The following is a 26,158-nucleotide window of genomic DNA, read 5'->3' on the forward strand; positions in this document are numbered from 1 at the left end:
AACCGGTTCGGCCGGCCGTCCGGCGCACATGATCTAACCGGACATCCACTCTTGTGTGGATGATATGTATGCATACATCATCCCGGCAAAACATCCATACAACTGGTAGACCCTCATGGAACCCTATAGCGAGCCTCTCGGAAAAAGTTCTCTGGAACTCGGTGCGCGAGGGCTCTGCCCCCGATGCGGCAAAGGTCATATCTTCAAGGGCTTCCTGACGCTGGCGAAGCAATGCGAGGTCTGCGGGCTCGACTACTCCTTCGCCGATCCGGCGGACGGCCCTGCCTTCTTCGCCATGTCGATCGTAAGCTTTCCTCTCGTCGGCTTCGCCGCCTGGCTGGAACTGGCCTTCCAGGCTCCGATCTGGGTCCACCTCATCACGACCTTGCCGCTGCTGGTACTGTCCTGCCTGGCCTTGCTACGGCCCTTGAAGGGGTGGCTGGTCTGTTCGCAATACATCAACAAGGCGAACGAAGGCCGCTTGACCCCGCGCGACCAGCCCTGACAAATGCCGGATACGGTCGGCGACCAAGTCGGAATTCGGAGGGGGAGCGCAGTTTGAAGGAGGAGTCTTCGCCCTGCTCCTGGGTGCCCGATCTTTCCGACGCCTCCGGCCCGATCTATCTGGCCCTCGCCGACGCGATCCAGGCGGACATCGCCGCGGGAGCCCTGGTCGCGGGGGAACGCCTGCCTACCCACAGGGCTCTCGCGCTCGCCCTCGACCTGGACCTGACGACGGTCACCCGGGCCTATGGCGAGGCGCGGCGGCGCGGACTGGTGGATGCCGCGGCCGGACGCGGCACCTTCGTGCGCGGCTCCGCGGCGCAGCCTCCGGTGGTCGCCCCCTTTCCCGCGGAAATCGACCTTTCCATGAACCTGCCGCCCCAGCCCCCGGCGGCGGCCATTCCCGCCAGGCTTTCCCAAGCCCTGGCGGCGATCCTGCGCCGAAGCGATGCGCCCCGGGTGCTCAGCTACCACCCCAGCGGTGGCGGCACTGCGGAGCGCGCCGCCGCTGCCCGGTGGCTTGCACCCCTGCTCGGCACCGTGCCGCCGTCCCGCGTCCTGGTCACGGCCGGGGGACAGGCGGCACTCATGGCGCTCCTGACGACGCTGGCGCCTTCGGGCGGCACGGTCCTGACCGAACAGTTCACCTATCCCGGCCTGCGGGCCGCCGCCTCCCAGATCGGCATCAGGCTGGAGGGGGTGGCCATGGACGGGAACGGCCTGATTCCCGAAGCCCTCGACGATGCTTGCGCCCGCTTGAAGCCGGCCGCGCTCTATACCATTCCCACCATACAGAACCCGACGGCAGTCACCATGCCGCCGGCGCGCCGAGCCGCCGTGGCGGAAATCGCCCGGCGCCACCGGCTGACGGTGATCGAGGACGACGCCTATGGCCTGCTGCCGTCAGCACCGGTCCCGCCCATCGCGACCCTGGTGCCGGAGCTGACCTGGTATCTGGGGACGCTCTCGAAGTGCCTGCTGCCCGCGCTTAGAGTGGCTTATCTCGTCTGTCCCGACGACCGCGGCGCCTCGCGCGTCCAGGCGGCATTGCGGGCGGTCTGCCAGATGGTCCCTCCCCTGTCGGCCGCGGTCGCGACCCGGTGGGTCCAGGACGGCACCGCGCTCCATTTGGTCGAGACGATCAGGGCCGAAGCCGCCCTCCGTCAGGAGGTCGCCGGTCGCATCCTCCCGGCCGGCAGCTTCACGGCCCACGGCCAGGGGCACCACCTCTGGCTTCGGCTGCCCGCCGGCTGGAGCGCCACGGGCTTCGCCGCCCAAGTCCGCCGCTTCGGCCTTGCCCTGGTTCCCGACACGGCCTTCGCCGTGGGACCGGCACCGGACTCCGCCGTCAGGATATCGTTGGGAGCGGCACCTGACCTCGACTGCCTCGCCGCGGCGCTCGGGCGGATCGGCAGCCTCCTGGAAGAAGACGCGGACGCCCTGCCGGAGATCGTCTGACCTCCGGCAGGGCGCCGCTCAGCCTTTACACCATGATGCAGCCGATGATGCCGCCGTCAGCCCCCCGCCGCGTCGGCGACCAGCGCGCCGGCCGGCTGGGGGGCGACAAGCGAGGCGGTAACCGGCTCCGGCGTAGCCTCGGCAGTCTTCTCGCGGACCGGCATCAGGTCGGTCGCCGCCAGCATCGCCGCGATCAGGTTCGGCACCGCCATGACCGCCAGCAGGATGGTCCACAGGGTCAGCGACACGGTCCCGGCATGATTGAGCACGGTGGCGATCAGGCAGCAGACCACCAGCAGCCCTGCCAGCACGGCTTCCGGCACGGCGGGGAACTTCGACGCCTTCTTGCGCTTGCCCTTCGACGTCACCTTGAAGGGTTCGTGCTTGGTGAACAGCCCCTTCAGCACGGCGGCGCCGACGGTGTAGTTCAGGCTCATGCCCAGCAGCGCGGTGCCGACCGTCTCGCCCCAGCCATGCCGGGAGGCGAACTTCGTCAGCGCCATGCTGGCCGCGGCGCGCAGCATCAGCGCCGCGATCGCGATGGCCGTCACCTCCGGCGGCGGCAGGTGCAGCGGCAGCACGGTCGCCAGCAGGGTCCAGGTGATGGCGCCGGCACCGGCAATCAGCCCCAAGGCATCCGACCACCAGCGCGCCCAGCCGGTCCAGAAGTGGAACTTCTGGATCCCGTTCAGGCCCTTGGCGCCGGGCAGCAGGGCCCGCAGGTGGGCCTTCATGATCTGGACCGAGCCGTAGGCCCAGCGATGGCGCTGCTGGCGGAAGTCCTTGTAGCTGTCCGGCGTGATGCCGGCGCCCAGCCGCTCCGTCGTGTAGTGCTGCTTCCAGCCCTGCTCCAGCAGGGTCAGGCCCAGTTCGGTGTCCTCGACGATGCACCACTCGGACCAGCCGCCGAGATCCTCAAGGGCGGAACGCCGGACCATGATCATGGTGCCGTGGGCGATCAGCGCGTTGTCCTCGTTGCGCTCGACCATGCCGCTGTCGAAGAAGGCGCGGTACTCGGCCGCCATCAGCCGCTTCAGCAGCGACTGGTCGCCGTCACGGTGTTCCTGAGGCGCCTGGACCAGACCGACGGCCGGGTCCGAGAAGGCGGGAGCCAGCCGGCTCAGCCACTGCGGCGAAACGGCGTAGTCGGCGTCCAGCACGGCGATGACCTCCGCCTCGTCGGCGGTGATCCGAAGCGCGCGGTTCAGGGCGCCCGCCTTGAAGCCGGTGATCGGGTTGAAGTTGGCGAACTTGAACACGGTGCGGCCCAGCCGCGCGTTCAGGGTCCGGCAATGCTCCTCGACCGGGGTGATCAGTCCGACGTCGTCGGTGTTGTTGATCGCGACGACCACCTCGAAGGCCGGATAGTCCTGGGTGGCGAGGCTGTCAAGGGTGGCGTTCAGCATCGCCGGATCCTCGTTCCGGGCGGCGATGTGGACGGAGACCATCGGCTCCCGCACGGCGATGCCGGCGTTGCGGATCAGTGCCGCGGCGCCGTCGGCCGGCAGCAGCCGGGTCGGCCGGCGGCCCAGCAGGGTCCGGGTCATCTCGTCCAGGTCGGCGAGCGCCAGCACCAGCAGGATGCCGCCGAGCGCGAGGCCGCTGCCCCACATGATCACGGTACCCATGGTCGGATAGACGCCCATGGCGGCCAGGACGGCCCAGGCGGTCATGCCGGCCGAGCCATGGGCGGCGATCGACCACAGCAGGGTCTGGAGCACGGTGGCCCGCCGGCGGAACAAGGCGGGAAGCGACAGGAACACGCCGACCAGCACCGACGCGACGCCGACCGCGTAGGCTTCCGGCTTGGGCTCGACGGCGCCCTGGAGCTGCCACTTGGGCTGCCGGTCGGCATCGAGAACGCCCCAGAACGGGCCGGGGCTGCCTTCGATCGCGGTCTTCCAGGGCTGGTCGAACGCCTCGATCACGTTGTACTCGACGCCCATCCGCTTGGCGTCCCGGGCGAATTCGCGGATGATCCGGGCCTGCTCGGGACGGGACGCGTGGGCATCGCCGAAATTGTCGCCGTCCGAGGGCCAGCCGATTTCACCTACCCAGATCGGCTTGCCGGGATAGGCCTGCCGGATACGCTTGATCTTGTCCAGCGCGTAGGGCAAGGCGCCGGAGCTGTCGAGCTTTTCCCAGTAGGGCAAGGTATGGATGCCGACGAAGTCGGACACCGCGACCGTCTTCGGCGCGTTCAGCAGCTCCGACCAGGTGTCGGCCGTGCCCACTGGGATGCGCCGCGGAACGCGCGACCGTACCTCCGCGACCAGAGCCGCGAGGCTCTCGTCGGTCTGGTCGGCGCGCAGCAGCGACTCGTTGCCGACCACGACGCGCACGACGTTGGGCGTGCTGCGCGCGATCGCCACGGCCTGGTCGATTTCCTGCCTGTTGTGCTCGGCGTCGGCGTTCAGCCAGATGCCCAGGCTCACCTTCAGCCCCATGCGGGCGGCCACGCCGGGAGCGCGGTCCTGACCGTCGGAAACGGTATAGGTCCGGATGCCGTCGGCGATGCCGTTGATCGCCGCCATGTCCTTGCGGATGTCGGCGACCGACACGTGCTGGTCGTCTTCCGGGCTGAAGTCGCGGCCGGAAGGGCTGTACGACACCGATTGCAGGCGGCTCGGCGATGCCGCCACATCCACGGGGGCGGTCTGGCCGCGCCAGATGCCGAGGTGGGTCATCGCGGTGCCGGCGATGACCGCAGCCATAAGGGTCAGGGAAAGGATGGTCCGCCTGGGCGGAGTGCGTGTGTCCACCGCCGGTGAGCCGGTGGGAAGGATCGACATGGCCGTTTTTCTGGGGGTGAGTGGTTGAGCGGGAAGCTACTCAGGAAGGGGTGATGCCGGGGCGACTGTATCGAAACCGATTTTGCCGCCACATTACCGGATGGCACTCTAATCGAGTTTGCGCAGATGGGTATGTGACAGCTATCACTTGGCTACGATGTCGCAGGGGCCGATTGCCACCAATCGGCTTCTTGCCGGTTTCGTTAACGGTTTAGTAGCCATGTTTATTCTATGTGTCTGCGGACAAAACTAGGCCAGTCGTCATAAAGGGTATGCAATGCGGTTGAAGCTTTTCGGGATAGTGGGCGCCCTGCTCGTTTTGACGGCTTGCGAGTCGGCACCATGGGACGCCTCGAGCAACAGCGGCATGGGTGCGGTGAGCGGAGCCCCGATCGGCTCGGGCGGCCCGGGCGGGGTCGGAGTCGGCGGTGTCGGGGGCGTGGGCACCGGCGGACTGTCGAGCGCCCGTCCCGGTGCCGGCGGCGTGATGCCGGGCTCCCAGCAGGATCTGGCCAACAGTGTCGGCGACCGTGTGTTCTTCGGATACGACCAGGTCGACCTGAGCGCGGAGGGCCGGGCGACGCTGGAACGTCAGGCCCAGTGGCTTAAACAGTACGCCAACGTGACCGTGACGATCGAGGGCCACGCCGACGAGCGCGGCACCCGGGAGTACAACCTGGCGCTCGGCGACCGCCGGGCCAACTCGGTCAGGAACTATCTGGTCACCCAGGGCATCCAGCCCGGCCGCATCGGGACGCTGAGCTTCGGCAAGGAACGCCCGGCGATCGGCGCGTCCGGGGAACAGGCCTGGGCACAGAACCGCCGCGCGGTGACCCTGGTCAATTGACGCCCTCCCCTGCGGGTTGGCGTCGGAAAGCCCGCAGGTCGGATACCGCTTCGCTTATCCGACCTGCGACAAGGAAAGAGGGCTTCGGGAGTGATCCTCCCGAAGCCCTCTTTCCTTGTCCGGACGGTCCGGTCAGCCGAACTTGTAGCTGATGCCGTAGCCGCCGCGCGGATAGTTCCACGAGACATTGCCGTGGTCCTGGCAGATGACCCGGCAGGTCCCGCACTCGAGGCAGCCGTCGGTAACGAGGTTGACGCCGCCCGCGTCATCCTTCGTGTAGCAGTTGGCCGGGCAGCAGAAGGTGCACGGCTGACTCTTGCAGTTGGACGCGCAGACCTCGGCGTCCTTGATGTAGATGTGGGGACGGTTTTCGTCGACGATGTACCGGTTCTGGTACAGCTTGTCTTCAACCTTGATCACGCTCATCGGAAAGCCCTCGCCAGCTTGAATGCGTCACCGACCAGGCCGAAGAGCGACCGCCGCTTGGCGAACGACTTCAGGATCTGGTTCTCCTTGGTCTTCTTGTCGACATTGTCCACGGTGAAGAGATTGTGGGCGGCGCCGTTCAAGAGGTCCGGATAGGCGCTGAAGAACTGCGGCGACATGTGCATGATCTCCGGCAGATTCTTGTACTTCTTCAGATCCTTCATGACGAAGCTCTCGTCGAGCTTCTTCTTGTAAAGGGACAGGTTGGCGGCTACCGGCGCCTTGCCCTGCTTCTTCAGTTCGATCAAGGTCTCGGCGGCGAAACGGCCGCTGGTCATCGCCAGGTTCGACCCTTCGCGGTGCGCGGCGTTGTTCAGGTGGGCGGCGTCGCCGACCACCATCCAGCCATCACCGCAGACCTGCGGGGCAGCCTTGTAGCCACCCTCGGGGATCAGGTGGCCGGCATACTCCTTGACCTCGCCGCCCTGGATCAGGGGCTTGATCACCGGATGGTTCTTCAGGTCCTCGAGCAGCTTGTACGGGGCGATGCCCCTCTCCTTGAAGTCGGAGATCAGGCAGCCGATGCCGATGGTCAGCGATTCCTTGTTGGTATAGAGGAACGCGGTTCCGACCATGCCGCCGGTGACCTTGCCCATCATCTCGATGACGACGCCTTCGTCGCCCTTGACCTGGAAGCGCTGCTCGATCAGCGCGGGGTCGATGAAGTGGATCTCCTTCACCGCCAGCGCCGCGTTCTCGGGCGGAAGCTCCGGCTGCAGGTCGGCGCGGCGGGCCAGCAGGGCGTTGACGCCGTCGGCCATGATGACCACGTCGGCATGGACCTCGCCGTTCTCGCGGTCGGTGCGAACGCCGTAGACCTTGCCGTTGGCATCGCGCAGCAGTTCGGTGACCGTGGTCTCGCAGATCACGAGGGCGCCGGCTTCGCGGACCTTCTCGTTGAACCATTTGTCGAACTGGGCGCGGATGATGGTGTAGCGGTTCGGGCGCTCGCTGTTGAAGCTGTCGGACCGGTAATTGGTCCCGATATAGCTGTCGTCGCCCAGCAACCAGATGCGCTGTTCGATGATGTGGCGTTCCAGCGGCGCGTCGTCGCGGAAGTCGGGGATGATCCGCTCCAGCGCGTCGGCATACATGATCGCGCCCTGGACGTTCTTGGAGCCGGAATATTCGCCGCGCTCGATCTGCAGGACCTTCAAGCCACCCTTCGCCAGGGTGTACGCCGCCGAGTTGCCGGAAGGTCCGGCGCCGACGACGATGGCATCAAACTTCTCTACCATGTCAGGCACTCTCCTCTGGCGGGTGGTCAGCTCGCCTTGCGGTTGACCAGTCGGCGCTGGCGGAACTGCTCCGTCAAGGCCGGAAGAATCTGCAGCGCGTCGCCGACGATGCCATGGTGGGCGAAGTCGAAGATCGGCGCGTTGGGATCGGAATTGATCGCCAGGATCACGTCGGAATTCTCGCAGCCGACGCGATGCTGGATGGCGCCCGAGATGCCGGCGGCGATGTAGAGCTTCGGGCGGACCGTCTTGCCGGTCTGGCCGACCTGCCGGTCGCTGGTGACCCAGCCGGCCTGGGTGCAGGGCCTGGACGCGCCGACCTCGGCCCCCAGCACTTCGGCCAGGTCCCAGATCAGCTTGAAGTTCTCCGGCTTCTGGAGCCCCTTCCCGCCCGACACGATGATGTCGGCGAAGGCGAGCTGCGCCTCCTCCTGGTCGCTGTCCGGGATGAAGTCCAGCACCTTGGTGACGAACACCTCTTCCGCCAGGTTCGGCGTGACCTCGACGACCCGGCCGGTGCGGGTTCCGTCGCGCTCGGGCATCTGCATGACGCGCGGCCGGATGGTCGCCATCTGCGGGCGATAGGCCAGCGTCTGGATGGTGCACAGCAGGGTGCCGCCGAAGGTCGGGCGGGTGGCGGCCAGGCTGCGGTTCTCGGCGCTGATGTCCAGCTCGGTGCAGTCGGCGGTCAGGCCGGTCAGCAGCGTGGTCGCGATGGCCCCCGCCAGGTCGCGGCCCAGCGTCGAGGCGCCCAGCAGCACGATCTCCGGCTTGAAGGTGTTGACCACGTCGGTCATCACCTTGGAATAGGGCTCGGTCCGATACTCGGCCAGGACGGGATCGAGCACCGTGTAGACCACGTCGGCGCCGTAAGCGATCGCCTCGCCGGTGATCTCGTTGATGAAGGGGCCGGGAGCCCCCAGGATCACCGCGCCGACCTCGACGCCCAGCTTGTCGGCCAGCTTGCGGGCCTCGCCCAGCAGCTCGTACGAGACGGTGTGGACCTTGCCGCGCTCCTGCTCGACGATGACCCAGACACCCTTGTAGACTTTCAACTCTTCCGGCAGTTCGAACTTGCGGCCACCGGCGGCCTTCTTGGCGGGGGGTGGATTGGCAGGCGCTTGGCTCATGTCGGCCTCACAGTCTCGAAGTAGGGGTTCGGCAGGCGTCGGACGGGGTCGGGTACGATCGGGGTTGGCGGCGGCCGTGTCAGGCGCCCGCCTTCCGCGACCGGTCCCTTATCGGACCAGGTCGTTCGCCAGCTTCGGGTAGGTGGTGAAGAGCATGTCGATCGCCGCCGCCGCCTGGGCCTCGGCACCGCCTTCGGCCTCGATCATCTTCGCCTTCTCGGCGCGGGGCTTCGGCACGAACACCTTGGAGACGACGGTGGGCGAGCCCTTCAGGCCGACCTTGTTCTCGTCGTCGACGCAGGTATCCTTGTTCCAGGTCTTCAGCGGCGTGCGCGCGGCCCGGAACATGTCGTCCATGGTGCCGAAGCGCATCGTGTTGGAACCCTCCAGCATGGTGACCATGGCCGGCAGGCGGCTCTTCAGGACCTGAACGCCGCCTTCGGAGCGGCGCTGGACGGTGATCTCGCGGCTGTCGAGATTCACGTCCTCGATCTTCGCCACATAGGTCAGCTGCTGGAGGTTGAGGCGCGTGGCGATGCCGGGGCCGACCTGGGCGGTGTCGCCGTCGATCGTCTGCTTGCCGCAGAACACCAAATCGACCGGCTCCTCCTCGTGCAGCTTCCGGATCGCGGAGGTCAGCGCGTAGGAGGTCGCCAAGGTGTCCGATCCGGCGAATTTGCGGTCGGTCAGCAGCACCGCGTCGGTCGCGCCGAAGGAAAGCGCCTTGCGCAGCGACGCCTCGGCCATGGGCGGCCCCATCGTCAGGACGGTGACCCGTCCGCCGAACCGGTCCTTCAGCCGCAGCGCCTCTTCCAGGGAGAAAAGGTCGTACGGGTTGATGATCGCCGGCACGCCCTGGCGCATGATGGTATTGGTGACCGGATGGATCCGGATCTGGGCGCTGTCGGGCACCTGCTTGATACAGACGACGATGTGCATCCCGCTATCCTCTCGACTGGTGGCCCCTCAGGGCTTGCTCAACTCCGCTTATGCAGGGGGCGTGCCAATGTGCAGAACACCGGAGCCATAAGCTTAAAGTACTGATTTTAATAGGCTTAATCGGACGGTATCGGAGAAGGCACCCTGTAGCGGCACTTGTCGGCTAACCGACAGGAGCCGCCGCTTGTCGGCTTTGTCACCGGGCGCCGGACAGGGTCAGGCTCGCCAGCGGAACGAAGCTGGCACTGTGCCGTTCGGCTTGGTCCTTGTGGACCTTGAAGACCTTCTCGGCGATCGCGTCGGACTTGACGAAATCCTGGTACGCCTGCGTGATCAGCACCTTGTAGCGGTCGCGCAGGAGATCCTCGGCGAGGCTGTCCAGGTTGGCCTCCTCCGCGAGGTAATCGTGGAAGCGCTGCAGGATGTGCAGGCGGTTGACGTGGACGACCCGCGCGTCGAAATCGATTTCGAAGAACCGCAGGAAGTCTTCGGCGGTGTTCAGATCGTCCAAGTCGTCCTGGAAGCTGCTCATGGGAGAATTCCTGTCGGTGGGGAGGTTTGTGAGGATCAATGTTCGCATCCCGGCAGCTCGCAGCCGGGCTGGTCGCAACTGTTGCCGCACCGCGCGCAGACGATGCCTTCCATGGCCTGGCTCAGCTGGCCGACGACTTCGGCGGCGGTGTGCTCGTCCAGGCGGTTCTCGATCTTGTTGATGTGCTCGATCAGGCAGGCGAGCGCCCGGCCGACCGGGTCCGGCATCAGGTGATGATCCAGGTCGATGCCGTGGTCGGCGATGCGCCGCTCGATCGGCTTGACGATGCGTCCGGGGATGCCCACGACCGTCATCTCCGCCGGGACGTCCTTGGTCACGACCGAGTTGGCGCCGACCCTGCCGTTGCGGCCGATGGTGATCGGCCCCAGGATCTTGGCACCCGCCCCGCACATCACGCCGTCCTCCAGCGTGGGATGGCGCTTGCCCTTGTTCCAACTGGTGCCGCCCAGGGTGACGCCGTGGTAAAGGGTGACGTCGTCGCCGACCTCCGCGGTCTCGCCGATCACCACGCCGGCGCCGTGGTCGATGAAGAAGCGCCGGCCGATGGTGGCGCCGGGATGGATGTCGATGTTGGTGACCATGCGCGCCATGTAGCTGATGAAGCGCGCCGGCCAGCGGACGTTGCGGCGCCACAGCGCATTGGCGATGCGGTGCGCGATGATCGCATGGATGCCCGGGTAGCAGGTCAGGACGTCGAAGGTGTTGCGCGCCGCCGGGTCGCGGTCGGCGACGCATTCCACGTCCTCGCACAGCAGGCTCCAGATGCTCCTTTCCGGCGGAGGCGCCGGGCCGGCGGAAGGAGGGGATGCTTCGACGATGCCGGACATGCCGGATCTCCCGCTTTCAGGTCAGGATGCCAGGACGGCCGGCGATTCACCCGGGACGGCGTCGCGGCGGAACTGGAGGAGTTCGTCCGGGGTCGGCGGTCGCTTGAAGGCGCCGGCGACCCGGCGCACCCGCGGCAGGATCGCCTGCGCCTCGCCGTCGCTCAGCTGGATCCCCAGGCCGGCGAACGCCAGCTTGACTCCGGCCGAACCGGAATGCTTGCCGAGCACGATGCTGTGCCGGCGGCCGACCTCCGCCGGGTCGAAGCCCTGGTAGGTCAGCGGATCGCGCAGCAGGCCGTCCACATGGATGCCGGCCTCGTGAGTGAAGACGGCGCCGCCGACGATGCTCTTGTTGATCGGCACCGGCCGGTTCGACGCCCTCGCCACCAGATCCGAGATGGCCGGCAGGCGCATCGCCTCGACGCCGGTATCCGTGCCGTAGAGGTGGCGGAGCCCCATCACGATCTCCTCCAGGGCCGCGTTGCCGGCGCGCTCGCCCAGGCCGTTGACGGTGGTGTTCACGTGGGTGGCCCCGCCGCGGACCGCGGCCAGCGAATTGGCGGTGGCGAGGCCCAGGTCGTCGTGGGCGTGGATCTCGATCTCTAGGTCGGTCCGCGCGCGCAGCGCCTGGATGAAGGCGAAGGTCTGGAATGGGTCGAGCACGCCCAGCGTGTCGGCGAAGCGGTAGCGCCGGGCGCCGGCGGCCTGCGCCGTCTCCGCGACCCGCGCCATGAAGTCGGGATCGGCGCGGGAGCTGTCCTCGCCGCCGAAGCCGACTTCCAGGCCCAGGTCGCGGGCGGTCCGGATCTGGCGGTCGATCTGGGCCAGCGCCCAGGCCCGGTCGCGGCCCAGCTTGCGCTGAATGTGGATGTCGGACACCGGCATCGACATGTTGACGAACGACACGCCGCAGGTGGCGGCCTCATGCAGGTCGTCGGCCCGCATCCGGCACCACACCATCAGGCGGGTCCGCGCCAGCCCGGCGGCGGCCACGGCGCGGATACTCTCGCGCTCCTCCTCGCCCATGGCGGGAATGCCGATCTCCAGTTCGGGCACCCCCGCGGCGTCGAGCGCACGGGCGATCGCGATCTTCTCCTCGACGGTGAAGGCGACGCCCGCGGTCTGCTCGCCATCGCGCAGCGTGGTGTCGTTGATCGTGACGGAGCTCGGCTCGGGCATCGCGGTGACTCCAGGGGAGGACTTTGTAGCCGTAGGTCGGGTAGAGCGCAGCGGCACCCGACAATCAGGCGCGATGGCGTCGGGTGCCGCTGCGCTCTGCTTACGAGTAGACCGGCTGGAAACCGGCCGTTGCCCCCTGGTTGGTCCAGTAGGGCGACAGCTTGCGCAGCCGCTCGATGATGCCCGGCATGACCCGGATCACCGTGTCGATCTCCTCCGCCGTGGTGTCGCGCGACAGGGAGAACCGGGTGGCGCCGTGGGCCGCAGTGTAGGGCACGCCCATCGCCCGCATCACATGGCTCGGCTCCAGCGAACCGGACGTGCAGGCCGATCCGGAGGAGGCCGCGATGCCTTCCTCGTTCAGCAGCAGCAGGATCGCCTCGCCCTCGATGAACTCGAACGCGATGTTGGCGGTGTTGGGCAGGCGGTTGGCCGGGTTGCCGGTGACGAAGCAGTTGGGGATCGCCTCCACCAGCGCCCTCTCCAGCCGGTCGCGAAGCGCCGCCACCTGGGTCAGCTCGATCGACATCGACTCGCGCGCGAGCTCGCACGCCTTGCCCAGCCCGACGATCGCCGGCGCGTTCTCGGTGCCGGCACGGCGACCGCGCTCCTGGTGGCCGCCGCGAAGCATCGGCCGGAAGCGGACTCCGCGCTTGACGTAAAGGGCGCCGATGCCCTTGGGGGCATGCAGCTTGTGGCCCGACAGCGACAGCATGTCGATGGCCGAGTTCGCCAGGTCCATCGGCAGCTTGCCGACCGCCTGGACGGCGTCGGTGTGGAACAGGGCGCCGACCTTCTTCGCCATGTTCGCCAGCAAGTCGACCGGGAAGATGGTGCCGGTCTCGTTGTTGGCCCACACCAAAATAGCTGAAGAAAAACTATTTCGAAACAGCGGGTTACTGGCTCACCAAACCAATTGTGTTTTCACTGGGAGTTCGGATCACCCCCAGGAGGCCGTAAGCCCGGATATCTATCCGACGTTCTGCCTCCTCCCCGCTCTTTAAATACCTTTAATGCAAAGTTAAGGGGACCGCGCGACTCGGGGAGGGGCACAGATGACGGTGACGGTTTTTCGTTTCGCGCCCGCGCCGTCAGCGGCGGTGCTGGTCCACCTCACGCCGATCCGCCTGTTGCGCACCGAGATCGAGGGCTACCACACCCTGCCGATCTCCGCGACCGCCTCCTCGGTGCCCCTGCACGAAAAGTGCGAATGGATCGCCCAGCACGCCACCGGAAAATGGTATGTGGACCTGTTCCGCACCGCACCGGTCTCGCCGGGCTGGAACTGCTTCCTGTTCGAGCACCTGAACGACGCGATCCTGACGAGGTTGCGCTGGGCCTAAATAGTTCATCCATAGTTTGGTGAACTGTTTTTGTCGAGCGTTCTTCTGCCGGACGGCGTGCTCCGGACCACGATTAACTTTCAGTACCGGCGCTGGCAGCGCGAGGTTCTTCCGCTGATGACCCACTGGGTCGCGATGAACGTTCATCGCGGCGGGGGCAAAACCGTTTTCTGCACGATGCGCCTCATCCAGGCAGCCCTCACGACCAAGACCAAGAATGGTATCCCGGCGAAATTTTCATACGTCGGGATGTCGATCAGCCATGCCCGCCAAACCATTTGGAACGAACTGAAGCATTACCTCGCTCCACTGGGCGACAAGGTTCAGTTCAACAGCAACGACAACACCGTAACCTTCGAGAACGGCAACATAATCCTGTTGTCGGGCTACGAGGACCCCGAGCGCAATCGCGGTTTGCACCTTCACGGACTGGTGCTCGATGAGGCGCAGGGATGCCCACAGAAGGTGTGGGACGAGATCCTGATGGCGACGCTGGCGCAGAACGAGGCGTGGCTGATCGTGATCGGCACGCCGCGCGGCACGGGGAACCTGTTCCACAAGTTCTGCCTCCAGGGCGACGACCCGAACGACGACACGATCACCACGATTACCCGAACCGTCGCCGATACCGGCGAGATGTCGCCGACCATGTGGAAACGAATCCTGGCGAACGGTGACCGGGACGCCATCCGCCAGGAGTATTTTTGCGATTTCATGGCTCGGGTGAAAAACCGGGTCTATTCCAACTTCGACACCCGGACCAGCTTCCCCGCAGGCGATGACACCAAACCGCACATCGACCCGTCGATCCGGTTCGACAAGGACCGGCCGGTGTGGGTCGGCATGGACTTCAACGTGGGAACGTTGCCCGCCGTCTGTGCCCAGATGCAGGACGACGGCACGATCCACATCTTCAACGAACTCACCCTGCACGACACCACGACCGACCGGATGGCGGCGCTGTTGCGCGCGGAGTTCCCGAACCAGAACGTGATCATCTGCCCCGACGCCTCGGGCACCCAGCGCAAAACCTCGGCGCTCGCGGGGTCGGACATAACGATCCTGAAAAGGATGGGTTTCGAGGTCCGAATCCCGACCATGAATCCCCGGACCAAACACCGCGTGCTCGCCTGTCAGGTGGCGCTGGAGAGCGCGGACGGCACCCGGTCGGTGTTCATCCACCCCCGCTGTAAGCGCCTGATCGAGTGCCTGACGCTTCAGCAGTACAACGCGAACGGCGACCCGGACAAGACCAAGGGCTTCGACCACCACGCCGACGCCTTCGGCTACCTGATCTGCGCCCTGCGGCCGATCAAATACAACCGGACCCGGAGCCGGGAATTCATCCTCTGACGATCCATAAATACCCAAGATTTTTGAAGCGAGGTAAGAGACCTTGAACGTATTCAATCCCAGTCACGCATATTTGGATATGCAGGCTCACCGGCATCTGCCTCGCACTCTTTGGGCCGGGCTGCGCGCGATGCAGGCATGCGGTGAGCTTTACCTGCCGCGCGAGCCGGGCGAGAGCCAGCCGAACTACGAAGTCCGCCTGCGGCGCAGCACCTTGTTCAACCAGTTCAGCCGGACGATTGAGACCGCAGCCGGAAAAGTTTTCAGCAAGCCGCTGAGGTTTGTCGATCTGCCGCCCGATCTGGAGCCCTTCCTGGAGAATTGCGACCAGATGGGCAACCACATCGACATCTTCGCGCGCGATTGGTTCCGCGAAGCCCTCGTGGACGGTCTGGCGTTCGCGTGCGTGGACGTATCGCGCACCACGCCGCCCGGTCAACCGGTCACCGTGGACGACCGGAAGTCCGGCCGGGTGCGCCCCTACGTCGTGATGTACAAGGCGGGCGATGTGCTGGAAACCCGGTTCGAGACGGTCGATGGCGTGCCGGTGCTGACCCGCGTGCGCATCCGGGAGAGCCGGTTCGTCCCCGACCCGGCTAATGACTACGCCGAAATCTTCGTTGAACGGGTTCGCGAACTTCGGCCGGGCTCGTACACGGTCTACGAACGGCAGGCCGATGGCGACAAGGTGATCGCGACCGGTTCGACCGGACTTTCGTTCATCCCGTTCACGTGCCTGATGTTGGGTCGGCGGATCGCCCCGATGACGGCTTACCCGGCGCTGGCGAACCTCGCGACGGAGAACCTGCGGCACTACCAGAGCCAGAGCGACCAGAACAACATCCTGCGCATCGTCCGGGTGCCGCTTCTGCATCTGGCGGGCTTCGATGAAGTAGATGACGAAGGGAACAAGCGGACGGTCGTGGTCGGTCCGAACACTTTGCTTGAGTCCGGAGAAATGGGCAAGGCGCAGTACGTCGAACATTCAGGAGCCGGTGTCGGTTCTGGTTTCGAGGACTTACGTTCTATCGAAGAGCGCATGAACCAGATGGGTATGTCCTTGACCGTTCGCCAGACGACCGGCGATATTACTGCGACCGAGAATAATTTGGTTTCCTCCGAGGCGCATTCGGCCCTCGGCGCGATGGCGACCAGCTTGCAGGACAGCCTGGAACTGCTGCTGGCCTACGCCGCCCAGGCCATCGGCCTGCCGGGCGACGGCGGCAGCGTGATCGTGCACAAGACGTTCGGTTCGGACGGCAACTCCATCGTGGAGGCCCAGCTTCTCACCCAGGCCCGCGCAAATCGCGACATCACGCAACTGACCTTTTTGCGCGAATTGAAGCGCCGGGCGATCCTGAACGAGGATTTCTCCCCGGAGGACGAAGTGGAGGCGGTCGGCGACGAGCAGCCGGAACCGTTGATCGGGTCACCGCTGGCGCTCAACACCGCCCCGGCCGATGACGACGGCGACGGCGAGTAATGTCGGTCAACGAGGATTTGGCCGACCGGGCGCTCGCGCACGCGATTGACCTCCAGCGGCTCAGCGCCGGGGAACGGCGCTCCCTGCTGTCCTTTTTGGAAGAGCTTCAGGACGAGATATCCGCGCTGCTGGTCGGCTACAAGCCCGGTGCCCGGAGCGAGACTCAGCGCAGGCGATTGACCGAACTGCTGGCGATCATCACGGAAACGATCACCGCCAGCTACTCGGCCATGGCGAAGCAGCACATCGCCCACCTGACCGAACTGGCCGAGATCGAAGCCCTCGCCACGGTCAAGGCGCTGACCGCCAGCCTGCCGGTCAAGCTGGCTCTGGTCACCCCGACCGGGAACCAGTTGAAGTCGATCATGGCCGATCTGGTCATCGAAGGCGCGCCGGTTTCAGTGCACTGGACGCGCCTCGCCGGGGACATGGCAGCGCGCGCCCATGATGAAATCCGCAAGGGGCTGATCGCCGGGGAGACCGGTCCCGATCTGGTCAAGCGGATCGTCGGCAGCAAGACCACCCCGGCGTTGATCGACGCGCCCAAGCGCCACGTCACCAGTCTGGTCAAGACCTCGACCGCCGCAGTCGGCAACACGGCGCGGATGGAGACCTACCAGCAGAACAGCGACGTGGTGAAGGGTGTCCAACAGCTATCCACCTTAGATGGTAGGACTTCCGCAGTGTGCATTGCATACTCGGGGAAATCCTGGCAGTTAGATGGCAAGCCCATCGGCCACAACCTACCTATGAACGGTGGGTGCCCACGTCACTACAATTGTCGAAGTGTCCTGATTGGAATTGTCCGCTCGTGGAAGGAGTTGGGGATCGACCTGGAGGAAGCCCCGCCCGGCACCCGCGCCAGCCTGGACGGACAGGTGCCATCAAGCCTGACCTTCGACCAGTGGCTCGCCAAGAAGGACAGGAAGTTCCTTGACCAATTGCTCGGCCCCGGCCGCGCCGACCTTTACGCACGCGGCAAGATCACGGCCAGCGACCTCGTGGACCAGACCGGCCGTCCCATGAGCCTGGAAACCCTGCGGGCTAAATACCGCTAAGACCCCCGATGACCGGGTTTTCGGGGGCATCACCGCGCCTGGGGCGCACCAACAACAAAGCCTTGGAGGTTTGTTTTGACGACCGAAACTACCATTCCCGAAAACACCGAGAACACCGCTGATCCGACACCGCCGACCGGCGAGGATGTGACCGGACTAAAAAGCGCCAACCAGAAGCTACTTTCAGAAAAGAAGGCCCTGGCAGCCCGTCTGGCGGCGCTGGAGGCCAACCTGACCGAACTCGCTGGCGAGAAGGCCGCGAGAGAGGAGGAAGAGAGCATCCGTCGGGGCGATTTTGATCGTGTAAAGACCAAGATGGTAACGGATCACCAGAACGCGCTGAAGGCGGCACAGGAAGACGCCGAGAAATGGCGCAATGCCTATCAGGCCCACGTGGTCGAGAACACACTGGTCAAGGCGCTGGCAGCCGAGCAGGCCGATGTCGATCTGGTACTCCCCCATCTCCAGGGCCGCATGAAACTCGCCGAGGTGGACGGCAAGGTGGTCACCCAAATCTACGACCGCGACGGCACCGAACTGCCCGGCAAGGACGCCGCCTATCTGGTCGAGGAGATCAAAACCCGTTTCCCGACCGCGTTCCGGATCAACACCGCTTCCCCGACCAACGCCCGGCCGAACACCAGTGTGGCCGCAGGCGAAACCAATCCGTGGGCCAAAGAGACGTGGAACAGGTCTCATCAGGCCAGGATCGAGATGACCGACAAGAACAAGGCGGCGCTGCTGAAGGCCCAGGCAAACGTTAAGTAATACGACATAACCATACTTCGAAATAACATAAATATTGCTTTAAGAGGCAGGGCCTCACACGGGGATTGGCTGGGCTGATCCACGATTATCGAACGAACATTTCAATCAATTCCTTTGTGAGGAAATCATATTATGGCTAAGATGCAGACTGCCGATCTGGCGTATATCGTCCAGAACTCGGCCCCCTACATTCGCGAAGCGAGCGTCAAAAAGAGCGTTTTCTTCGGCTCGGGCGTTATCACGCCGGTCCCCGGCCTCACCATTCCGAAGGGTGGGCAGGTGACGATCCCGAATTTCGGTCGGATCGCCTCGACCGCCCAGGTTCTCCGTGATGACCAGCCGCTCGTCACCTCGAAGATCACCACCGGCAAGCAGGTCGGCGTCGTCGTCAACCGTGGCGATGCGTGGTCGGTCAATGACCTCGTGGGTGCGTACGCAGGCGAGGATTTCGTCGGCGAGATCGAAAGCCAGATCGGCGAATACTGGAGCGACCAGATCGACCAGCACGCCGTCTCGGTCGTCAAGGGCGTGACCGGCGCGCTGGCCGCGACCAACGCTCACAACATTTCGGGCCTCACCGGCTCCGACGCCGTGATCAGCAACCAGAGCTTCAACGCGGCCCTCCATCGCCTCGGTGACGCTCGCGGCAAGCTGGCGATGGTCGTCGCTCACAGCGACGTGATCCAGAAACTCGAAGACCTCAGCATGCTGGACAATCTGACCGTTTCGGAAATGCCCGACGTGCAGACGATCCGCAAGCGCCCGATCCTGGAGACCGACAGCCTGACCCCGACCGGCGGCGTCTACGACATGTACATCGTGTCGCGCGGCCTGCTGGCCTTCGGTGAAGGGTTGAATCTTGGTGACGAACTGGAGTCGGACCGCGACATTTTGGCCCGTGACACCGTGATCACCAGCGTCCGGTCATATACGATTCATCCATTCGGAATGAGCTATGGCGGCACCGCCATCGGCACCAACGGTCAGACCCCGACGAACGCGGACTTCGCGACGGCTGGCAACTGGACCCGCGTGTTTGATCCCAAGAACATCGGTGTTGTGAAGTTCAGCTTCAAGCTGGCCTAACCAGAGTAGAGGGAGGGGGAAACCCCTCCCTTTCACTTGAGGAGCATCATGGGTCTATTCGCCTTTAACCGCATCCGTCAGCAGCAGCAGGCCGAGCGCGCGCTTGAGCCGGTACAGTCCGTCATCGAGCCCCCCGCCGTTGTTGAACCTCCGCTAAGCGAGCTTGAGCCCCCGCCGGTTCCGGAGCCGGAGCCGGAACCGGTAAAGCCCGCGCGAAAGCGCCGCGCGACCAAGAAGAAAGAGGTTTAAGAAATGATCGTCGTGGAAACCGGGGCGCTCGACAACGCCGAGGCCAATTCTTACGTCAGCCTGTCCTCGTTCAAGGGGTTCCTGGTGCTGCACGGCGCGACTACCGCACTGGAACGCGACGACGCCGAACTGGAAGCGGCCCTGATTCGGGCGGCAGCGCACATCGATACCTACCGGGCCAAGTTCCTCGGCCGACCGGTAGCCTTCGACCAGCCGCTCGTCTGGCCGCGTACCGCCGTCACCCTGGACGGCTTCGACGTTCCCTCGACCACGATCCCGCGCATCATCCTCCAGGCGCAGCAGCAGCGCGCCCTCGCCGATCTGAACGGCACCCTGCCCGAGACCTCCCAGGTGGTCCTGCGTCGCCGTGAACGACTGGACGTGATCGAGGAAGAGACGGAATACGCCCCGATTCCGGCGTCCGCCCGGCCGACCGGCGACATCACCCGCCTGCTGTCGCCGCTGTTCGGTAGCCGCTCGACCGGCGAGATCGTCCGAGGATGAGCAGGCTCTATCAGGCCAAGGCGAAAGCCAAGCTCGACGGACTGGTGCCGCGCGGGCTCGGCGTCCAGATCACCCACATCCGCAAGGCCGTGATCTTCGACCCGGCGACACAGACCGCCACCACCACCGACCTGAGCCAGAAGGCATCCGCCTCGATCAAGACGCACGAGGTGCGCAACGACGACGGCACGATCCGCAGCGTCCAGCGCGTCTTCCTGTGCGACGCGGCGGGACTGAAGACGGCCCCGGTCGCGGGTGACATCATCCGCCACGCGGGCACCGACTACACGATCACGGCGGTCGAGACCCTGGCCCCCGGTGGTGTGCCGATCCTGCACAGGATTTTCGTGAACTCGTAATGGCCGATCAGTTCGTTCTCGATCTCCAGAAGTTCGCCAAGCTCACCGAGGACAAGATCACCCTGGCGCTGCGCAAGATCATCTTGGAAATCTTCACCCGCGTCGTTGAACGAACTCCGGTCCGCGATGGGCGAGCCAGAGGTGGGTGGCAGGTCGGAATCAACGTCCGACCCGAGGGCGAAACCAGCCGGATCGACAAGGACGGCAGTCCGACCATCTCGGCGGGCGAGGCCGACATCCTGCGCGCCATGCTTCGGGACGAAATCTGGATTTGTAACGGTGTCCCGTACATCGGAATTCTTGAGACCGGCAGCAGCACCCAGGCACCTCACGGGTTCCTGGCGATCACGCTGCGCGAATTCCAACAGATCGTGAAGTCGGCTCCGAATAAATAGGGTCACCACATCGTGACCTACAGGGAGCCATGGCTGTCAGCTACACCGCGTTAGAAACCGCGCTCGGGAACCACCTACGGGCCATCCCCGGCGTCACCCACATCGCTTGGCCGAATGTCCCGTTCACCGCGCCGAAGACCGCCCTGTGGGTTCGCCCCACCCTGCTGGCCGCGCGCGCCGCGACGCTGACCTACGGCACCAGTTCGGTTTCCGGGTTCCCCGGCGTCTACCGGATCAACGTGTTCGGACCCAAGGGCCAGGGCATCGCCCCGGTTTCCAAGCTGGTTGACGACATCATCAACGCTTTCCGCGCCGCCAGCATCGATGCGGATGGCATAAATATCGAAGTCGAGAACGCATGGCGTTCGTCTTCGCTTTCGGACGATCTGTATTTCCAGATCACGGCCGACATTTCGATCAATTTTATTAGTTAGAGGAATAGTCCATGGCGTTTACCCAAGGCTCCCGCAGCCGGATTTCGTTCATCGCAGAGACCACTTTGGGCGTGACGCCCGCCACCCCGGTTTTCCAGGCGATCAATTTCCAGTCGTTCGATCTGGCACCGACGCTCACCATGTCCGAGAATCCGGTGATCCGCAGCGACCGCAACTCCAGTCTGCCGACACCTGGGAACCAGGGCTCGACCGGCCAGATCGTCGGGCCGCTGCATTACCAGGGTTATGATTCGCTGATCGCGGGCGCGCTGGGCGGCACCTGGACCGCGAATGTCGTCAAGAACGGCGTCCTGAAGCCGACCTTCTCGATGGAGCGCGCGCACCTCGACACCGCCCAGTACGGTATCGGTCGCGGCATGTACGTCAACGGCATGACGCTGAACTTCGCGGCGGGTGAGCCGGTCGGCGCTACCTTCAACATGATCGGCAAGAGCTTCGCCTGGAGCAGCGCCGAGCCGCAGGTTTCGTTCGCGACCTCCACGACCGATCCGGTTTCCGCCAACAACCTGATGCGGTCGGCGTCCGGTGTCGTAACAGAAGGTGGTCAGACCATTGCTCTGATGACTTCGGCGAACATCACCCTGAACAACGGCGGCGAACAGCTTTACGTCTACGGCTCGAATAGTGCCGCTGAACTGTCGCAGAGCACGGTCCAGGTGACCGGGACCATCTCCCTGTACTGGGAGAACAAGACGATGATCCAGAAATTCCTGAGCGGTGCCCAGTCCTCGCTCTCGATCAAGGCCAGCAATGGCACCAACGAATACACGATCACCCTGCCCGCGATCCGCTACACGGGCGGCAACGCGCCGGTTTCGACGGCGGGCGCGCTGACTCTCGAAATGCCCTTCGTGGCCGGTTACGACGCCACGGCGGACTGCACCATCTCGGTGACGAGGACCGCGTAAATGGCTAACCTGACCGCTCTCAGCACCAAGCGAAAAGCCGAGGAAGGCGTGGAGATCGAACTGCATCTCCACAACTACCCCGGCGAATACACCGGTCTGTTCGTCACCATCCCCGGTCCGGGCTCCGCCGTCGCCAAGCGCGTCGGCAAGGCCATGGCCGACCTGGAGCAGCAGGCCGAGCGCCAGCGCCGCCAAGTCAAGGTCGATGACGCCAAGTATATCGAGATCATGAGCGACTTGATCCTCGACTGGCGAGAGTTCGAGGAAACCAACGACAAGGGTGAACTGGTCGAAATCCCGTTCACGAAGCCCAACGTCCTGCGCGTCCTGACCGAGAACGACTGGATCATCGAGCAGGTGTTGTCCGCGATGAAGGACACCAAACTTTTTATCAGCGCGTAGTCGAGGATTTAGCCAAAGTCATCAGATATCGCGTCTGGCTCGACTACGCACGAAAAGACGGCTCGACCATCCGCGACCAGTTCCTTGCCGTCGAGGCGATGACTGGTCGCACGCCCCAAGAACTGCTGGACGAACCGGCCGTCCCGAGGGCGTACGCCGAGCTTATCGAAACCCTCTGGCATCTAAATAGTAGTAGTGGTGGCGAGGGAATCTCCTACCGCGAGATCGACAGCTACATGCGATGTACCGGAGCGATCCTCCATCCGTGGGAATGCGAGGCACTGGTGAAGCTGGCCACGGTCATCCAGCACGCTATGGTTGAGCAACGGAGGGGAACTGAATGACGGATATCGCGTCGCTCGCAGTAAAAATCAGGATGGACGGCGCGGATCAGGCCGTCGCCGGTCTCAACAAGGTGGCAGCCGCCGGTAAGAAGGCGGCGAACGATGTCGGCGATGCATCCGGCCGGTTTACCGATGCGGCCGGGCGGCTGCGCGAGGCCAACGGCCGGTTCGTCCAGAGCGGCAACGTGCTCGACGGCCTCGGCAAGAAGGCGACCAGCCTGAAGGACAGGCTGGCCGATCTGGTGCCCAACTTTGGGGCGCTGGGCACCATCGTCGGCACCCTCGGCCTCGCCAAGCTGGCATCCGACTTCATCGACGCCAACAAGGAAGCCGAACGCCTCCGGACCTCCCTGACCTCGGTGGTCGGCTCGGCCGGTCAGGCGGGCCAAGACCTGGAATTCTTGCGGGAATTTGCCAAGGATACCCCGGCGGGCCTCAACGAGGCGACCGAGGCGTTCATCGCGCTGCGGGTGCGCGGCGTCAAGCCGACCATGGACGAACTCAAGGGTCTGGCCGACCTCGGTTCGGCGTTCTCCGGCCGCTCGGTCAAGGATGCGGTGGACGCGGTGACGGCGGCGACCCGTGGCGAGTACGACCAGTTGGAAGGTTTTGGCCTCGCTGCGAAGGCGGTCGGCAAGGAGGGCGATAAGCTCGCCATCACCTTCAATAATGTGACGACGGTGGTCAAGAAAGACACCGACAGTATTATGAAATATATGTCGAATTTGGGTAAAACCAGGTTCGCCGGGGCCGCTGCGGCGCAGATGCAGACCCTCGGCGGGTCCATCGACACCCTGGCCGAATCCTACCGGAACCTGATGACCAAGTTCGGCGAGACCGGCGTCTCCGAAGTGCTGGCGCTGGCGATCCGGGGCCTCGCCGGGGCGATGGATTTTCTTGCCGATAACATCAATGTCGTGGTCGGTATCCTGAGCGGGGCCTTCGTCGGCGGCATGGTGTACGCCGCCTCGACCGTGCTGCCGCTGCTGGTCACCGGCCTGACCCTGGCGACCGGTGCGGTGAAGGCGTTCACCGCGTCGCTGATGCGCAACCCTTTGACCATCATCTTCACGCTGCTGGCGGTCGCCATCGGCTCCGTGATCACGGCGATCCTGGACTTCAAGGACGAACTCAGCGAGGCGGCGGGTCGGGCGGTCTCGCTGGCGCAGACGCTCAAGATCGTGTGGGAAGGGGTCAAGACGACCTTCAAGGTGGTCTTCGAGCAGATCGGCATCATGTTCGCCAGCACCGTAGACTACATGCTGGGCGTCGCGGTCGGCTTCTGGAACGACCTCAAGGCGATCTGGAACGACGGCGACTTCTCGTTCAGCCACCTCGCCGCCGCGTTCAACAAATCGATCACCGGGATGGATTTCGGCCTGATCAAGAAGAAGGTCGGCGAAGCCTTCGACGCCCAGGCCATCGGCAAGAGGATCGGCGGCGGTCCTACGACCAGTACCGACACCCCCGGCGCTGGTGGCGTAACCGGGGAACCCGACAAGGAGATCGAGAAGGCCCGCCAAGCCTACGCGGAACGCCTCGCCGACATGGCCGAGGAACGCGACTTCCTGCGCTACAAGCTGACCTACATCACCCAGGAAGCCGACCTGATCGACCGGCTGAACATGGATTACGAACTGGGCAATCTGCGTAAGAAGGCAGGGGTCGCGCTGACCGACGAGATCAAGAAGAAGGAAGGCGATCTGGTCAAGGACTTGGCGGCGCAGCGCAAAGAATACGACCGGATGGTGGAGCTTAAGGGCCACGCCAAGTCGCTGATCGAGAGCCTGAAAACTCCGGCCCAGGAATACCGCGAAGAAATCAAGAAGATCAACGAGGAGCTTGAGCGGAAGCTGATCACGCCGGAGCAGGGCGCACTCGGCAAGCAGCAGGCGGAGTTCAGGCGGCAGGACGAGAGCAAGGAAGGCATCGACGGGGCCAAGCGCGGCCTGCGCAAGCTCAGTATCGCGGTGAACGACGACGCAGCCCTGATGGAGAGCACGGTGACATCCGCGTTCACCTCGATGGGCGACGCGATGGCCGAGTTCGTCACCACGGGTAAGTTGAATTTTGGCGACCTCGCTCGCTCGATGATTGCTGAAATGGTTCGGATTTACACGATTCGGATGGCCCTCAAGGTCTTCGACATGATCGTTCCCGGCATGGGCGCGGCAGCCGGTGCGGCGGTCCAGCCGAGCGCCAACGGCAACGTAATCAGCGGCGGAAATATCGTTCCGTTCAGCCGGGGCGGCGTCGTCGGTTCGCCGCGATATTTCCCGCTCGCCAACGGCAATGTCGGATTGATGGGGGAGGCCGGACCCGAGGGCATTCTGCCCCTTCAGCGCGGCCGGGACGGCAAGCTCGGCGTGATCGCCCAGCCCGGCGCGGCCTCCGAGGGCGGCGGCAACCAGATCATCAACGTTTCGCTCCAGACGACGATCAACCCGGCACCCGGCGCGACGACGGAGGATGCCCGCAAATTCGCCGACGAATTTGACAAGGCCGTTGAAGCGAAGGTGGTCAGCACCCTGGCGACGATGAACCGGGGCAACCGGGCACGCGGCGCGATGCGGGGCTAAATACTGCATGGCTACTCCCTCGCATCCCCTCCCCAACGGCCTCGACGCGAAGATTTCCCAGGCCGTTGCGGGAAGTTTCAATCAGGCCCGCCGAACCATCGAGTTCGGTGACGGCTACGTGCAACATCAGAAGTCCGGTATCAACGGCGCGGGCGCGACCTACAGCGTCGAGTGGGTCGGCCTCAGCGAGACCGACGCCGCCACCCTGATCGCGTTCTTCGAGGCCCGTGGCGGCGTCGAGCGCATCCGGTGGAAGCCGCCCCTGCGCAGCGCCGAGCAGCTATTCACGTGCGCGACGTTCAACGCCAAGCTGACCAACGGCTCCGGTATCCTGTGGACGGTCACCGCCGACTTCGAGCGGACCTTCTCGCCATGAGCTACGTCCTGGACCAGCAGGCCGAGGGATTGGTTCTCGGCGCTCGCATCGAGTTGCTGGAAGTCGATATCAGTTCGGTGGTCGAGGGTGCCCCGACCTACCGGTTCACGCCGAATGTCACCAGCACGGGCGACATCGTGCGCTACAACGGCTTCGTGTGGGCCGCGACGGCGCTGCGCACCTCGGGGATGCTGTACGACGGAACCGGCGGGTTGCCGCGCCCGACCCTGGAACTGGCCGATGTGAACGGCATCCTGATGATGGAAGCGATGAAATACCAGGATTTGGTCGGCTGCACCGTGAAGCGGTGGATCACCTGCGAACAGTACCTCGACCCCAATCCCAACGCGGCATGGGGTCCGGAGATTTTCGTCGTGAACAAGAAGATCGCGGCCGATGGCACCCGGATCGTCCTCGAACTCGCCAGCATCGTTGACCAGCGCAACATGGTGATACCGAAACGCCGAATGTTTAGGAAAGAGTTCCCCGGACTGGCGCGGACACGGCCGAGGGGCTGACGGCGGATCAATCGCCGAACCTGCC

At 64.7% G+C, this 26,158-nt stretch carries 29 protein-coding genes; 20 read left to right on the forward strand and 9 right to left on the reverse strand.

Annotated elements, in window-relative coordinates:
• Positions 1–115: 115 nt before the first annotated feature.
• A complete protein-coding gene (locus tag JL100_RS17805; protein WP_202678879.1) occupies positions 116–505 on the forward strand; it encodes a DUF983 domain-containing protein in 390 nt (129 codons plus the stop codon).
• Positions 506–558: 53 nt separating this feature from the next.
• Positions 559–1,962 carry an aminotransferase-like domain-containing protein gene (locus tag JL100_RS17810; RefSeq protein WP_202678881.1) on the forward strand — a complete coding sequence of 468 codons (1,404 nt, stop codon included), beginning with the start codon at positions 559–561 and terminating at the stop codon, positions 1,960–1,962.
• Between the two features lie 56 nt (positions 1,963–2,018).
• Here JL100_RS17810 and JL100_RS17815 read toward each other — a convergent pair whose 3' ends face one another.
• The gene (locus JL100_RS17815) at positions 2,019–4,754 is read right to left on the reverse strand and encodes a glycosyltransferase (protein WP_202678890.1); all 2,736 of its coding nucleotides are present in this window, start codon (positions 4,752–4,754) and stop codon (positions 2,019–2,021) included.
• A 367-nt stretch (positions 4,755–5,121) separates the two neighbouring features.
• On the opposite strand from JL100_RS17815, the gene pal reads away from it, so the two are divergent.
• Positions 5,122–5,601 carry a peptidoglycan-associated lipoprotein Pal gene (gene pal, locus JL100_RS17820; RefSeq protein WP_228420772.1) on the forward strand — a complete coding sequence of 160 codons (480 nt, stop codon included), beginning with the start codon at positions 5,122–5,124 and terminating at the stop codon, positions 5,599–5,601.
• A 132-nt stretch (positions 5,602–5,733) separates the two neighbouring features.
• Here the strand turns inward: pal and JL100_RS17825 are convergent, their stop codons facing one another.
• From JL100_RS17825 to JL100_RS17860, 8 genes are all read right to left on the reverse strand, one after another.
• Positions 5,734–6,027, reverse strand: a complete 294-nt coding sequence (locus JL100_RS17825; RefSeq protein ID WP_202678892.1) for a ferredoxin family protein — start codon at positions 6,025–6,027, stop codon at positions 5,734–5,736.
• On the reverse strand, positions 6,024–7,325 hold the full coding sequence (locus JL100_RS17830) for an FAD-dependent monooxygenase (protein ID WP_202678893.1): 1,302 nt from the start codon (positions 7,323–7,325) through the stop codon (positions 6,024–6,026). Before JL100_RS17830 ends, JL100_RS17825 begins: the two co-directional genes overlap by 4 nt.
• A gap of 26 nt (positions 7,326–7,351) precedes the next feature.
• The gene (locus JL100_RS17835) at positions 7,352–8,455 is read right to left on the reverse strand and encodes an electron transfer flavoprotein subunit alpha/FixB family protein (protein WP_202678894.1); all 1,104 of its coding nucleotides are present in this window, start codon (positions 8,453–8,455) and stop codon (positions 7,352–7,354) included.
• 108 nt (positions 8,456–8,563) lie between these two features.
• A complete protein-coding gene (locus JL100_RS17840) occupies positions 8,564–9,394 on the reverse strand; it encodes an electron transfer flavoprotein subunit beta/FixA family protein (protein ID WP_202678895.1) in 831 nt (276 codons plus the stop codon).
• 196 nt (positions 9,395–9,590) lie between these two features.
• Entirely contained in the window at positions 9,591–9,926 is a 336-nt protein-coding gene (nifW, locus tag JL100_RS17845) for a nitrogenase-stabilizing/protective protein NifW (protein WP_202678896.1), read from the reverse strand.
• 35 nt (positions 9,927–9,961) lie between these two features.
• The gene (cysE, locus tag JL100_RS17850; RefSeq protein WP_202678897.1) at positions 9,962–10,774 is read right to left on the reverse strand and encodes a serine O-acetyltransferase; all 813 of its coding nucleotides are present in this window, start codon (positions 10,772–10,774) and stop codon (positions 9,962–9,964) included.
• Between the two features lie 21 nt (positions 10,775–10,795).
• A complete protein-coding gene (nifV, locus tag JL100_RS17855) occupies positions 10,796–11,953 on the reverse strand; it encodes a homocitrate synthase (RefSeq protein ID WP_202678898.1) in 1,158 nt (385 codons plus the stop codon).
• Positions 11,954–12,053: 100 nt separating this feature from the next.
• Positions 12,054–12,812, reverse strand: a complete 759-nt coding sequence (locus tag JL100_RS17860) for an aminotransferase class V-fold PLP-dependent enzyme (protein ID WP_456115302.1) — start codon at positions 12,810–12,812, stop codon at positions 12,054–12,056.
• Between the two features lie 196 nt (positions 12,813–13,008).
• Between JL100_RS17860 and JL100_RS17865 the strand changes: the two genes are divergently transcribed.
• The 17 genes from JL100_RS17865 (at position 13,009) to JL100_RS17940 (ending at position 26,133) form a co-directional block, all read left to right on the forward strand.
• Entirely contained in the window at positions 13,009–13,296 is a 288-nt protein-coding gene (locus JL100_RS17865) for a hypothetical protein (RefSeq protein ID WP_202678899.1), read from the forward strand.
• A 30-nt stretch (positions 13,297–13,326) separates the two neighbouring features.
• Positions 13,327–14,649, forward strand: coding sequence for a terminase large subunit domain-containing protein (locus JL100_RS17870; RefSeq protein WP_202678900.1), 1,323 nt, complete (start codon positions 13,327–13,329; stop codon positions 14,647–14,649).
• A gap of 43 nt (positions 14,650–14,692) precedes the next feature.
• Positions 14,693–16,132, forward strand: coding sequence for a DUF4055 domain-containing protein (locus JL100_RS17875; protein ID WP_202678901.1), 1,440 nt, complete (start codon positions 14,693–14,695; stop codon positions 16,130–16,132).
• Positions 16,132–17,190: a phage minor head protein gene (locus JL100_RS17880; RefSeq protein ID WP_202678902.1), complete on the forward strand. Its 1,059-nt coding sequence runs from the start codon at positions 16,132–16,134 to the stop codon at positions 17,188–17,190. Before JL100_RS17875 ends, JL100_RS17880 begins: the two co-directional genes overlap by 1 nt.
• Before the next feature lie 75 nt (positions 17,191–17,265).
• Positions 17,266–17,958 (forward strand): hypothetical protein, encoded by a 693-nt coding sequence (locus JL100_RS17885; protein WP_202678903.1) that lies wholly within the window; start codon positions 17,266–17,268, stop codon positions 17,956–17,958.
• A 132-nt stretch (positions 17,959–18,090) separates the two neighbouring features.
• Complete coding sequence (locus JL100_RS17890; protein ID WP_202678904.1) at positions 18,091–19,044, forward strand: major capsid protein; 954 nt, start codon at positions 18,091–18,093, stop codon at positions 19,042–19,044.
• A gap of 48 nt (positions 19,045–19,092) precedes the next feature.
• Complete coding sequence (locus JL100_RS17895) at positions 19,093–19,293, forward strand: hypothetical protein (RefSeq protein WP_228420773.1); 201 nt, start codon at positions 19,093–19,095, stop codon at positions 19,291–19,293.
• Between the two features lie 3 nt (positions 19,294–19,296).
• Positions 19,297–19,797: a DnaT-like ssDNA-binding protein gene (locus JL100_RS17900; protein ID WP_202678905.1), complete on the forward strand. Its 501-nt coding sequence runs from the start codon at positions 19,297–19,299 to the stop codon at positions 19,795–19,797.
• On the forward strand, positions 19,794–20,156 hold the full coding sequence (locus tag JL100_RS17905; RefSeq protein ID WP_202678906.1) for a hypothetical protein: 363 nt from the start codon (positions 19,794–19,796) through the stop codon (positions 20,154–20,156). The genes JL100_RS17900 and JL100_RS17905 overlap by 4 nt, the downstream gene beginning before the upstream one ends.
• The gene (locus JL100_RS17910) at positions 20,156–20,551 is read left to right on the forward strand and encodes an HK97 gp10 family phage protein (protein ID WP_202678907.1); all 396 of its coding nucleotides are present in this window, start codon (positions 20,156–20,158) and stop codon (positions 20,549–20,551) included. The genes JL100_RS17905 and JL100_RS17910 overlap by 1 nt, the downstream gene beginning before the upstream one ends.
• Before the next feature lie 29 nt (positions 20,552–20,580).
• Entirely contained in the window at positions 20,581–20,985 is a 405-nt protein-coding gene (locus JL100_RS17915) for a phage tail terminator-like protein (RefSeq protein WP_202678908.1), read from the forward strand.
• Positions 20,986–20,996: 11 nt separating this feature from the next.
• On the forward strand, positions 20,997–21,914 hold the full coding sequence (locus JL100_RS17920) for a phage tail tube protein (protein ID WP_202678909.1): 918 nt from the start codon (positions 20,997–20,999) through the stop codon (positions 21,912–21,914).
• Positions 21,915–22,316, forward strand: coding sequence for a hypothetical protein (locus JL100_RS17925; protein WP_202678910.1), 402 nt, complete (start codon positions 21,915–21,917; stop codon positions 22,314–22,316).
• A gap of 98 nt (positions 22,317–22,414) precedes the next feature.
• Positions 22,415–22,660, forward strand: coding sequence for a phage tail assembly chaperone (locus tag JL100_RS37010; RefSeq protein WP_456115303.1), 246 nt, complete (start codon positions 22,415–22,417; stop codon positions 22,658–22,660).
• Positions 22,657–25,239, forward strand: a complete 2,583-nt coding sequence (locus JL100_RS17930; protein ID WP_202678911.1) for a phage tail tape measure C-terminal domain-containing protein — start codon at positions 22,657–22,659, stop codon at positions 25,237–25,239. Before JL100_RS37010 ends, JL100_RS17930 begins: the two co-directional genes overlap by 4 nt.
• 7 nt (positions 25,240–25,246) lie before the next feature.
• A complete protein-coding gene (locus JL100_RS17935; protein WP_202678912.1) occupies positions 25,247–25,615 on the forward strand; it encodes a phage tail protein in 369 nt (122 codons plus the stop codon).
• On the forward strand, positions 25,612–26,133 hold the full coding sequence (locus tag JL100_RS17940) for a phage minor tail protein L (protein WP_202678913.1): 522 nt from the start codon (positions 25,612–25,614) through the stop codon (positions 26,131–26,133). Before JL100_RS17935 ends, JL100_RS17940 begins: the two co-directional genes overlap by 4 nt.
• The last annotated feature ends 25 nt before the right edge of the window (positions 26,134–26,158 follow it).

This window comes from Skermanella mucosa (assembly GCF_016765655.2).
Taxonomy (GTDB): Bacteria; Pseudomonadota; Alphaproteobacteria; order Azospirillales; family Azospirillaceae; genus Skermanella; species Skermanella mucosa.

Coding starts and splice junctions, on each gene's coding strand:
- JL100_RS17915 (WP_202678908.1), top strand. CDS start 20,581: ATGGCTGTCAGCTACACCGCGTTAGAAACCGCGCTCGGGAACCACCTA.
- cysE (WP_202678897.1), bottom strand. CDS start 10,774: ATGTCCGGCATCGTCGAAGCATCCCCTCCTTCCGCCGGCCCGGCGCCT.
- JL100_RS37010 (WP_456115303.1), top strand. CDS start 22,415: ATGACTGGTCGCACGCCCCAAGAACTGCTGGACGAACCGGCCGTCCCG.
- JL100_RS17840 (WP_202678895.1), bottom strand. CDS start 9,394: ATGCACATCGTCGTCTGTATCAAGCAGGTGCCCGACAGCGCCCAGATC.
- pal (WP_228420772.1), top strand. CDS start 5,122: ATGGGTGCGGTGAGCGGAGCCCCGATCGGCTCGGGCGGCCCGGGCGGG.
- JL100_RS17865 (WP_202678899.1), top strand. CDS start 13,009: ATGACGGTGACGGTTTTTCGTTTCGCGCCCGCGCCGTCAGCGGCGGTG.
- JL100_RS17805 (WP_202678879.1), top strand. CDS start 116: ATGGAACCCTATAGCGAGCCTCTCGGAAAAAGTTCTCTGGAACTCGGT.
- JL100_RS17940 (WP_202678913.1), top strand. CDS start 25,612: ATGAGCTACGTCCTGGACCAGCAGGCCGAGGGATTGGTTCTCGGCGCT.
- JL100_RS17890 (WP_202678904.1), top strand. CDS start 18,091: ATGGCTAAGATGCAGACTGCCGATCTGGCGTATATCGTCCAGAACTCG.
- JL100_RS17835 (WP_202678894.1), bottom strand. CDS start 8,455: ATGAGCCAAGCGCCTGCCAATCCACCCCCCGCCAAGAAGGCCGCCGGT.
- JL100_RS17825 (WP_202678892.1), bottom strand. CDS start 6,027: ATGAGCGTGATCAAGGTTGAAGACAAGCTGTACCAGAACCGGTACATC.
- JL100_RS17815 (WP_202678890.1), bottom strand. CDS start 4,754: ATGTCGATCCTTCCCACCGGCTCACCGGCGGTGGACACACGCACTCCG.
- JL100_RS17920 (WP_202678909.1), top strand. CDS start 20,997: ATGGCGTTTACCCAAGGCTCCCGCAGCCGGATTTCGTTCATCGCAGAG.
- JL100_RS17905 (WP_202678906.1), top strand. CDS start 19,794: ATGAGCAGGCTCTATCAGGCCAAGGCGAAAGCCAAGCTCGACGGACTG.
- JL100_RS17900 (WP_202678905.1), top strand. CDS start 19,297: ATGATCGTCGTGGAAACCGGGGCGCTCGACAACGCCGAGGCCAATTCT.
- JL100_RS17880 (WP_202678902.1), top strand. CDS start 16,132: ATGTCGGTCAACGAGGATTTGGCCGACCGGGCGCTCGCGCACGCGATT.
- JL100_RS17925 (WP_202678910.1), top strand. CDS start 21,915: ATGGCTAACCTGACCGCTCTCAGCACCAAGCGAAAAGCCGAGGAAGGC.
- nifV (WP_202678898.1), bottom strand. CDS start 11,953: ATGCCCGAGCCGAGCTCCGTCACGATCAACGACACCACGCTGCGCGAT.
- JL100_RS17895 (WP_228420773.1), top strand. CDS start 19,093: ATGGGTCTATTCGCCTTTAACCGCATCCGTCAGCAGCAGCAGGCCGAG.
- JL100_RS17930 (WP_202678911.1), top strand. CDS start 22,657: ATGACGGATATCGCGTCGCTCGCAGTAAAAATCAGGATGGACGGCGCG.
- JL100_RS17830 (WP_202678893.1), bottom strand. CDS start 7,325: ATGGTAGAGAAGTTTGATGCCATCGTCGTCGGCGCCGGACCTTCCGGC.
- JL100_RS17935 (WP_202678912.1), top strand. CDS start 25,247: ATGGCTACTCCCTCGCATCCCCTCCCCAACGGCCTCGACGCGAAGATT.
- nifW (WP_202678896.1), bottom strand. CDS start 9,926: ATGAGCAGCTTCCAGGACGACTTGGACGATCTGAACACCGCCGAAGAC.
- JL100_RS17910 (WP_202678907.1), top strand. CDS start 20,156: ATGGCCGATCAGTTCGTTCTCGATCTCCAGAAGTTCGCCAAGCTCACC.